The organism is Ramlibacter sp. (assembly GCF_028292805.1).
Taxonomy (GTDB): Bacteria; Pseudomonadota; Gammaproteobacteria; order Burkholderiales; family Burkholderiaceae_C; genus Ramlibacter.
In genome coordinates this window covers 1-8896 of sequence record NZ_JAQGLS010000056.1, presented here as the reverse complement: position 1 = coordinate 8896, position 8896 = coordinate 1, and the positions used below count along the sequence as shown (strand labels likewise).

At 70.5% G+C, this 8896-nt stretch carries 11 protein-coding genes; 3 read left to right on the top strand and 8 right to left on the bottom strand.

From position 1 onward, the window contains the following. On the bottom strand, positions 1-560 hold a 560-nt coding region (locus JWP65_RS02935; protein ID WP_299760187.1), incomplete at its 3' end, for a nuclear transport factor 2 family protein. Between the two features lie 122 nt (positions 561-682). On the opposite strand from JWP65_RS02935, the gene JWP65_RS02930 reads away from it, so the two are divergent. Beyond that, entirely contained in the window at positions 683-2359 is a 1677-nt protein-coding gene (locus JWP65_RS02930) for an FAD-dependent oxidoreductase (protein ID WP_299760185.1), read from the top strand. Here JWP65_RS02930 and JWP65_RS02925 read toward each other — a convergent pair. Continuing rightward, a complete protein-coding gene (locus JWP65_RS02925) occupies positions 2335-3024 on the bottom strand; it encodes an ABC transporter ATP-binding protein (RefSeq protein WP_299760183.1) in 690 nt (229 codons plus the stop codon). The genes JWP65_RS02930 and JWP65_RS02925 overlap by 25 nt on opposite strands. Before the next feature lie 16 nt (positions 3025-3040). Next, positions 3041-3268, bottom strand: coding sequence for a hypothetical protein (locus JWP65_RS02920; protein WP_299760181.1), 228 nt, complete (start codon positions 3266-3268; stop codon positions 3041-3043). Between JWP65_RS02920 and JWP65_RS02915 the strand changes: the two genes are divergently transcribed. Next, the gene (locus JWP65_RS02915; protein WP_299760179.1) at positions 3267-3581 is read left to right on the top strand and encodes a LysR substrate-binding domain-containing protein; all 315 of its coding nucleotides are present in this window, start codon (positions 3267-3269) and stop codon (positions 3579-3581) included. The two genes, JWP65_RS02920 and JWP65_RS02915, sit on opposite strands and share 2 nt — an antisense overlap. A gap of 102 nt (positions 3582-3683) precedes the next feature. On the opposite strand, the gene JWP65_RS02910 is transcribed toward JWP65_RS02915, so the two are convergent. From JWP65_RS02910 to JWP65_RS02895, 4 genes are read right to left on the bottom strand one after another with little or no spacing between them, the layout of a single operon-like run. Next, a complete protein-coding gene (locus tag JWP65_RS02910) occupies positions 3684-4742 on the bottom strand; it encodes a maleylacetate reductase (protein ID WP_299760177.1) in 1059 nt (352 codons plus the stop codon). Beyond that, on the bottom strand, positions 4739-6106 hold the full coding sequence (locus tag JWP65_RS02905) for an amidohydrolase family protein (protein ID WP_299760175.1): 1368 nt from the start codon (positions 6104-6106) through the stop codon (positions 4739-4741). Before JWP65_RS02905 ends, JWP65_RS02910 begins: the two co-directional genes overlap by 4 nt. Beyond that, positions 6103-6426 carry a Dabb family protein gene (locus tag JWP65_RS02900; RefSeq protein WP_299760173.1) on the bottom strand — a complete coding sequence of 108 codons (324 nt, stop codon included), beginning with the start codon at positions 6424-6426 and terminating at the stop codon, positions 6103-6105. The genes JWP65_RS02905 and JWP65_RS02900 overlap by 4 nt, the downstream gene beginning before the upstream one ends. Then, on the bottom strand, positions 6423-7259 hold the full coding sequence (locus JWP65_RS02895) for an intradiol ring-cleavage dioxygenase (RefSeq protein ID WP_299760171.1): 837 nt from the start codon (positions 7257-7259) through the stop codon (positions 6423-6425). The genes JWP65_RS02900 and JWP65_RS02895 overlap by 4 nt, the downstream gene beginning before the upstream one ends. Positions 7260-7382: 123 nt before the next feature. On the opposite strand from JWP65_RS02895, the gene JWP65_RS02890 reads away from it, so the two are divergent. After that, entirely contained in the window at positions 7383-8309 is a 927-nt protein-coding gene (locus JWP65_RS02890) for a LysR family transcriptional regulator (RefSeq protein WP_299760169.1), read from the top strand. A gap of 4 nt (positions 8310-8313) precedes the next feature. Here the strand turns inward: JWP65_RS02890 and JWP65_RS02885 are convergent. Continuing rightward, the coding region (locus JWP65_RS02885; protein WP_299760167.1) for a methyl-accepting chemotaxis protein at positions 8314-8896 on the bottom strand (583 nt) is incomplete at its 5' end.

The window sequence follows — 8896 nt, the reverse complement described above, 5'->3', positions numbered from 1 at the left end:
ACCACCTCGCCCTTGAGCATGGGCATGTCCATCTTGACCTGGTAGCCGATGCGCGTCTGGATGTAGGCCAGGTGCCGGTAGCCCTCGGGAAAGGTCGCCAGCGAGGCCGCGTCGAGCCTGAGCTGCGTGGTCGGGTCCAGGGGGTCGATGCGGTCTTTCTCGTAGATCGGCTGGCGGTGCAGCACCTTCCAGGCGCCCTCGTGCTTGGTCACGAAGTCGTAGAAGCGGCCGGTGCAGACCACGTCGCACAGCACCGGGCCATCGCTGCCTTCGACCATGCCGCGCTGCGAGATCGTCATCTTGGTCTGGGCGATGGCGCGGTCGCCCGCCACCTCGATCGCGCTGCCGCCCAGGAAGTGCAGGATGCTCACGCCCTTGGCCCAGCCCTCCTGCGTGACGCGGATGAAATCGCCAAACGGCCCCTGGAACCAGGTGGCCATCATCACGCCGTCCGGGTGCCACACGGTGGCGAAGCGTTCCCAGTCGCCGGCGTCGCGCCATACGGCCCAGCGCTCGACCAGCTCGCGGATCTGGAGCTTGTCGGTCATGTCGTCGTTCATGCTATCTCCTTGCGGTTCGTCTTGCCGCGCAACTCTAGGGGCGGGCCCGGCTTTGGGAAAGAAGCCGCCGGCAAATCAGTTTTCCGCCATGCGCAACATTGCCGCTGCTAACCTCGGCGCCCATGAAAGACCTGCGCTGCGACGTGCTGGTCGCGGGCGGCGGGCCCTGCGGCCTGATGCTGGCGAACGAACTCGGGCGCCGCGGCATCGCCACGCTGCTGGTCGACGCCAAGCCCGGCACCGCGTTCAACCCGCAGGCCAACGCCACCCAGGCGCGCACCATGGAGCACTTTCGGCGGCTCGGCTTCGCGCCCGAGATCCGGGCGCAAGGGCTGCCGGCCGACCACCCGACCGACATCGCCTACTTCACCCGCTACACCGGCCACGAGCTGGCGCGCCTGACGCTGCCGACGGCGGAGCAAGCGGTGCGCAACGTGCGCGGCATGGCCGGCTCCTGGAGCGCCGCCGAACTGCCGCACCGCATCTCGCAGAAGTTCGTCGAGGCCACGCTGCGGCGCCACGCGCAAGGCTTCGATTGCAACGACGTCCGCTACGGCTGGCGGCTGCTCGAATTCAGCGACCAGGGCGACCACGTGCAGGCGCTGGTGGAACCGGTGGCGGGCGGGGCCCCGCAGCGGGTGCACACGCGCTACCTGGTCGGCGCCGACGGCCCACGCAGCCTGGTGCGGCAGGCGCTCGCCATTCCCTGGGGCGGCCACAGCGGCGTGCGGCGCGACTTCATGGGCGGCCAGATGTTCGCGGTCTACCTGCGGGCACCGGCCTTCTACGACGCGTTTCCGCATGCCCGCGCCTGGATGTACGTCTCCGTCAACCACGAGCGGCGCGCCTTCATGGCCTCGGTCGACGGCCGCTCGGAGTTCGCCTTCCACGCAGCCGTGCATGCCGGCGAGGATGCGGAGCAGTGGAACGAGGACGATGCGCGCCGCGTGTTCGCGCAGGCATTCGGCCGCGAGCTGGAGATCGAGGTGCTGTCGTGCTGCACCTGGACCGCCGGCCATTCGCTGGTGGCACAGGCCTTCGGCCGCGGCCGGGTGTTCATCGCGGGCGACGCCGCCCATTTGTTCACCCCGACCGGCGGCCTGGGCTACAACACTGCCGTCGAGGATGCGGTCAACCTGGGCTGGAAGCTGGCCAGCGTGCTGCGCGGCACCAGCGCGCCGGCCTTGCTGGAAAGCTATGGCCAGGAACGGCGCCCGCTGGCCGAGCGCAACACGGCGTACGCGCGCCAGTTCGCCGACTCGGTCGGCCTGTTCGCCGCGTTGCCGGTGCTGGAGGAACAAGGCGCGGCCGGTGACGCAGCGCGGGCCGAGGCGGCGCGGCACCTGAACGCACACGTGCGGCTGGAATTCAACATCCCCGGCGTGACTTTCGGCGGCCGCTACGACGGCTCGCCCATCGTGATCGCGGACGGCAGCGCACCGCCGCCGGACCAGCCCAATGGCTACCTGCCGACTGCCTGCCCGGGCGGGCGGCCGCCGCACGCATGGCTGGAGGACGGCCGCTCCCTGTACGACAGCTTCGGGCCGGAGTGGACGCTGCTGGTGCTGGGGCCGCAGCCGCCCGCGGTGGACGGGTTCGCCGCTGCGGCGCAAGCTGCGGGCCTGGACCTGAAGGTGGTGCGGCACGCGGCGCCCGCGCTGCGCGAGCTGTACGAAGCGCCGCTGGCGTTGATCCGGCCGGACCAGATCGTTGCCTGGCGGGGGTTCGACGCCAGGGACGCGGCGGCGGTGTTGCGCAGCGCCGCGGCCATCGCTCAGGCCGGCTCCAGCCCCAGGTAGGCCTTGCGGATTTCGGGCCGGCCCATCAGCTCGCTGGCCAGCCCCTGCGCCACGATCCGCCCTTCTTCCATCACGTAGGCGCGGTTGGCCAGCTCCATTGCCATCGCCACGTTCTGCTCCACCAGCAGCACCGAGGTGCCGCCGGCGTTGATCGCGCGGATGGCGGCGAACATGTCCAGCACCACGGTGGGCGCCAGCCCCAGCGACGGCTCGTCGAGCAGCAGCAACTGCGGCCGGCTCATGAGCGCGCGCGCGATCGCCACCATCTGCTGCTGGCCGCCCGAGAGCGAGCCGGCGGCGTGCGGCAGCTTCTGCTGCAACGCGGGGAACAGCGCCAGCACCTGCTCCAGCGAAGCGGCGCGCTGACTTTTCGCGTGCGGCAGGTCGCTGCCCAGCTCCAGGTTTTCCAGCACCGTCATGCCGGTGAACAGGCGCCGGCCCTTCGGCACGATGGCGATGCCGGCGGCGCAGAAGCGGTGGCTGGCCAGCTGCGTGATGTCCTGCCCGTTGAAGCGCAGCCGCCCCGCGCGGGCGCGGTGCAGGCCGGCCACCACGTCGATCAGCGTGCTCTTGCCGGCGCCATTCGGGCCGACCACGCAAACCAGCTCGCCCGGCTGCACCGACAAAGACACGTCCCACAACGCCGGCGCGGCGCCGTAATTCACCTTGATCGAATCGACTTCAAGCCTGGGCGGGCCGTCCAAGGTAGGCGCTGACGACCTCGGTGTCCTTCATCACGTCGGCGGCCTGGCCTTGCGCGATCAGCTTGCCGTGGTTCAGCACCACGATGCGATCGGTCAGCGCCATCACGGCGCGCATCACGTGCTCGACGAAGACGGCGCTGGCGCGGCGGCGGCGGCGGCGGGTGCGGGTGCGGGTGCGGATGGTGGAGCTGCACAACGTGCGCATGGTGCTACTGCACAAGCAGTTCGTCACCCGCAAGCTGCTCGACGAGTGCTTCGAGCAGGCCGGCGCCAGGCCGCTGGTGGCGGCCCAGATGGACTGGGGGCAGCCGATGCTGGAGCTGATCCGGCAGACCGACCTGGCCGGCATCGTCACCGAGACCGCCTTGTCGCAGACGCCGGACCTGCGTGTGATCCCGCTGGAGGATCCGACGCCGATCCGCTCGCCAGGGCTGCTGTGGCTCAAGGGCGTGGCGCGCTCGCCGGTGCTCAAGCACTTCGCCGAGATCATTCGCAGGGCGGCCGGGTCGGCGGCTTGAGGCCGTTGCGCCCCGCCCCTCTGGGGGAGGGTCGGGTGGGGGCACCGCGGCGCCCCGGGAGTGCCACCATCCCAGCCTTCCCTCGAAGGGGGAAGGGGCAGTTCAGGCAGGCCGCGTCCCCTCGAAAGCATCCTGCAACAGCTGCCGGATCGCCCCCCGCTCCAGCGGCCGGGGATTCGGGTACTGGTTGCCCATCGCGATCTCGCAGGCCCGGTCCAGGTCCGCTTGCTTCATCCCGATGTGGCGCAACGCCACCGGCGCCCCGTTGTCCCTGGCCAGGTCGTACACCGCCTGCGGCGCGCTGCGGCCGCCCAAGGCGGCGGCGATCCGCTCCATCGCCACTGGGGCCGCCTGCGCGTTGTAGGCCAGCGCGTGCGGCAGCACGATGGTGTGGGTTTCGGCGTGCGGCAGGTTGAAGCTGCCGCCCAGCGTGTGGCACAGCTTGTGGTGCAAGGCCATGTCGACCGACGCCAGCACCGTGCCGCACAGCCAGGCGCCGTACAAGGCATCGCTGCGCGCCTGCAGGTGGCGCGGCTGCGCGTGCACCGCCGGCAAGGCGCGGCCCAAGGCCCGGATGCCCTCCTGCGCCATCAGCTCGATGATCGGGTTGGTGGTCGCCGAATACAGCCCCTCGGCGGCGTGCGCGATGGCGTTCATGCCGCTGGTGATGCTCATGGCCAGCGGCAGGTCCAGCGTCAGTTGCGGGTCGTACAGCACGGTGCGCGGCAGCACCTGGTCGGCGCGGCCGGTCTTCTTCAGGCCACCTTCCGTGATGCCGTAGATGGTGGTCATCTCGGAGCCGGCATAGGTGGTGGGAATGGCGATCACGGGCAAGGCCGACTCCAGCGCGATCGCCTTGCCCAGCCCGATGGTGGAGCCGCCGCCGATCGCCACTGCGCAATCGGCGCCGATGCGCGCCGCCTCCGCCCTGGCCGCGCGCGCCGTCTCGATCGGCACGTGCATCACGGCCCGGTCGAACACGCCGGCGGCGCGCGCGCCCAGCAACTGCGCCACCTGCTCGGCCGAGGCGCGCTGCTGCGGCGTGGACAGCACCAGCGCCTTGCGCGCGCCGAGCCGGTCGACTTCGTCGGCCAGTTGCCGCAGGCAGCCGGCGCCGAACACCACGCGCGCCGGCCGGCCGATGTAGATGAAGTCTTTCATGCGTGTTCCGCCAGTCCCATGGCCGCGGTGATCTTGCGACCGGACGCGCGCAGCGCCTCCAGACCCGGCGCCAGGTCGACGCCCAGCAGCTTGCCGCCGCGTTTCTTCCAGCGGCCGGCCACCATCACGCTGTCGATGTTGGCCAGCGAGGCCTGGAACACCACCGAACTGACGGGGTCGTGCACCGGTTGCATGTTCAGGTCCGATGCGCGGACCAGCACCAGGTCGGCCTGCTTGCCGGGCGCCAGCGAGCCGATGCGGTCCTGCTGCCGCAGCATGCGCGCGCCTTCGATGGTCACCCAGGCCAGCGCCTCGCGCGTGGTGACGGTGGATGTCGGCGGGATGGCGCCGTGCGCTTGCCGGTGCGCCACGTTGTCCAGGCTGCGCTGGATGCCCAGCGCGATCCGCGCCTGCGACAGCATGTCGCCGCTGAGCACGCTTTCCAGGTCCACGCCCAGCGAGGGCGCGCGGCCGAACTGGCGCAGCCGCCCGGTCAGCGGGTGGCCGTGGCCCTGCGACATCTCGCTTTCGGCCGCCGCCGAAAAACTCATGCCCAGGCCGCAAAAGCGTTCCAGCTGCGCATCGCTCAAGGCATGGCCGTGGACGATGTTGACGTTGGTCCCCAGCAAGCCTTCGGCTTCCAGCCGCTCCCAGCCTTCCGGGCAGCGCGCCGGCCCGCCGCCCTGGTGCAGCGAGGCGATCAGGCCCAGTTCGCGCGCCATGCGAAAGTCGTGCAGCGCCACCTCCAGCGTGCAGTAGTGCGGCCCCAGCACCGCCGCCTGGATGGACAGCAGCGGGTCGCCCTGGTGCCTCGCCAGCAGCCGTTCGAGTTCTTGGCGCGGATGCGGCAGCTCCCAGAACGGCACCTGTCCGGGCTGCGGATCCGGCTTGGGCGTGCCGTGGAAGAACGCCGCCCGGATGCCGCTTGACTGGAGGCCCGCGATCGCCGCGTCGTTGTGGGCCGGTGTCGGGTTGTTGTGGCACCAATCGGCCAGCGTGGTGGTGCCGCAGTTGAGCTGGTTGAGCGCCCCCATGCGGGTGGCGATGAACAGGTCTTGCGGCGCGAACACGGTGGCCAGGCCGGCGTGCATCTTGCGAAAGTATTCCAGCAGCGTCCAGTTCGCCGCCACCCCGCGCAGCGCGGTCTGCCAGGTGTGCATGTGGGCGTTGACCAGGCCGGGGATCACGATGCAGCCGGAGGCGTTGACCACCTCCACGCCATCGGCGTGGATCACCGGCGCGATTTCGACGATGCGCCCGCCGCCCACCAGGATGTCGCCGCGCCGCAGGTCGCCTTGCCGGTCCATGGTGATGACGGTCGCCCCGCGGATCAGCGTGCCGCCTTCGCTGGCCTGGCTGCTCATGCCGCACGCTCCTGCTGCTTCCCGCTGCGGTAGTCGACCTGGTGGCGCGCGGTGCGCAGGCCTTCCAGCTCCTGCTTGACCCGCAGGTGCTCGGGGTGGCTGGCATAGGCGTCGAGCGCCGCCTGCGATGCGAACTCGCTGTACAGCACCACGTCGCACGCGTAGTCGGCGCCGCTGCTGTCCACGCCGACCTCCAGGCACAGCAGGCCAGGCACGCGGCCGCGCAGGCTGTGGAAGCTGCGGCGCAGCCGCTCGACGTTGGCGGCCTTTTCCGCGCCGCTGGCGCCGCGCACGTTCCACATGACGATGTGGCGGATCAAGCGCCGGCCTTGACGGGGTTCAGCACGAAGTCGTACTCCACCAGGTAGCGGCCGTCCGGCTGCCGCACCCAGTCGGCCACCAGCGACTGGCGCACGCCGAAGACGGCGTCCGAATCCAGGTAGGCATCGCCGTTGCGGAACACGTGGGTGGTCAGCGTCTCGTAGCCGGGCGCCTTGACCATGAAGTGCAGGTGCGCCGGCCGCCAGGGATGGCGCTTGGTCGCCTTGAGCATGTCGCCGACCGGGCCGTCGTCCGGGATCGGGTAGGCCTCGGCCAGGATCGAGCGGAAGTGGAAGCGGCCGTCGCGCGCCGCATGCAACACGCCGCGCGCCTGGTGCGCTTGCCCGGGCCGCTGCACGTCGTACTTGCCGTCGGCGTCGGCCTGCCAGACGTGCAGCTCGGCGCCGGCGACCGGCTCGCCGTCCAGCCCGCGCACCTGGCCGCGCACTTCGCACGGCACGCCGGCGGCGCCGTTGGCGACGTCGCCGCCGAGGTCGACGCCGGGCGCGCCTTCCACGTAGAACGGGCCGAACACGGTGGCTTCGGTGCAGCCGGCGGGCTTGTCGTTGTTCATCGCCACCGTCAGCATCGACAGGCCGAGGGTATCCGACAGCAGGATGAACTCCTGCCGGTTCGCGTCGCACATCTGTCCGGTGCGGGTGAGGAACTCGATGCCGCGCATCCATTCGCCCTCGGTCAGCTTCACCTCGCGGGCGAAGGAGTGCAGGTGCTGCACCAGGCTGGTCATGATTTCCTTGAGCCGCGGATCGGGGGTGTCGGCCAGCCGCGCGAGCACCGCCTGGGTGATGTTGTCCTGGGTCAGGTTGCGCATGGAGACTTCTCGCTTTCCGGCCGACTTTAAGCGGGCGGCCATAATTTGCGAAAGCGCGCCGGGACAAATGAGTTTTCCGCCGCGCGCAACAAAAGACCGGGCGCGCTGCCCGCAGGAGGCACAGTGGACCGCTGGAGCGAGATGGCCTTGTTTGTGCAGGTGGCCGAAACCGGCAGCCTCAGCCGCGCCGCGGAAGGGCTGGGGCTGTCGAACGCCGCCGCCAGCCGCCACCTGTCGGCGCTGGAGGAGCGGCTGGGCGCGCGGCTGGTCGAGCGCAACACGCGCCGGCTGTTCCTGACCGAAACCGGGCAGCAGTTCCTGCACCGCAGCAAGGCCATCCTGGCGGACCTGCGGGACGCCGAAGCGGCCGTCAACGCCGCCACGATCAAGCCCAGCGGCACGCTGCGGGTGACGGCCTCGCTGTCGTTTTCGATGCAGCACATCGCGCCGCTGCTGCCGGAGTACACGCGGCGCTACCCCGAGGTGAGCGTGCACGTGGAGACGGCCAACCGCTACCTGGACCTGATCGACAACAACATCGACGTGGCGATCCGCACCCGCGAATTCGAGCCGGATTCGAACATCACGATCCGCCGGCTGGCCGAGACCCGGCGCCTGCTCGCCGCGTCGCCCGGCTACCTCGATCGCGCGGGCACGCCACGCGACCTGGGCGAGCTGGCAAGGCACGCGCTGCTGGTCTATAGCTACGCCAACAACCCGCACGAGCTGCGCTTCACGCGCGACGGCCAAGCGACGACCATCGCCATGAAAGGCCTGCTGGAGTCGAACGACGGCCAGGTGCTGCGCGCCGCGGCGCTGGACGGGCTGGGCATCCTGATCCAGCCCACCTACATCCTCTACGACGACATCGTGGCCGGCCGGCTGGTGCCGGTGCTCGACGCCTGGGACCTGCCGCGGCTGACGGTGAACCTGGCCTATCCCAGCCGCAAGCACCTGTCGGCCAAGGTGCGCACCTTCATCGACTTCATCGCCGAGCACTTCCAGCGCATGGAGTACGAGCGAAAGTGGACGGCGCGCCTGGGCGCCTGATCCTTCAGGCGGCGACGCGAAAGCGGCCGATGATCTCGGCCAGCGCGTCCGACTGCTCACGCAGGCTGAGGGCCGCGGCCGTCGACTCTTCGACCAGCGCCGCGTTCTGCTGCGTGGCCGAATCCAAAGACGTCAGCGCGACGTTCACCTGCCGGATCTCCTCGCTCTGCTGCAGCGTGGCCGAACGGATGCCGCCCAGCAGGTCGGCCACCGCCGCCACCTGGCCCACCAGGTCTTCGATCGAGCCACCGGCCTGCTGCACCAGCTGGTTGCCGGCCTTGACGCTGGCGGCCGAGGCCTGGATCAGGCCGGAGATTTCCTTGGCGGCGGCGGAGGCGCGCTGCGCCAGGTTGCGCACTTCGGCCGCCACCACGGCGAAGCCGCGGCCGTGCTCGCCGGCCCGCGCGGCTTCCACCGCGGCGTTCAGCGCCAGGATGTTGGTCTGGAAGGCAATGCCGTCGATGGTGCCGATGATGTCGCCGATCTTCTTCGAAGCGGCGCTGATGTTCGGCATGCTGTGGACCACCTGGCCCACCACCTCGCCGCCGCGCGTGGCCGCCTCAGCCGCCGTGGCGGCCAGCTGGTTG

Coding starts and splice junctions, on each gene's coding strand:
- JWP65_RS02930 (WP_299760185.1), top strand. CDS start 683: ATGAAAGACCTGCGCTGCGACGTGCTGGTCGCGGGCGGCGGGCCCTGC.
- JWP65_RS02915 (WP_299760179.1), top strand. CDS start 3,267: ATGGTGCTACTGCACAAGCAGTTCGTCACCCGCAAGCTGCTCGACGAG.
- JWP65_RS02920 (WP_299760181.1), bottom strand. CDS start 3,268: ATGCGCACGTTGTGCAGCTCCACCATCCGCACCCGCACCCGCACCCGC.
- JWP65_RS02910 (WP_299760177.1), bottom strand. CDS start 4,742: ATGAAAGACTTCATCTACATCGGCCGGCCGGCGCGCGTGGTGTTCGGC.
- JWP65_RS02905 (WP_299760175.1), bottom strand. CDS start 6,106: ATGAGCAGCCAGGCCAGCGAAGGCGGCACGCTGATCCGCGGGGCGACC.
- JWP65_RS02895 (WP_299760171.1), bottom strand. CDS start 7,259: ATGCGCAACCTGACCCAGGACAACATCACCCAGGCGGTGCTCGCGCGG.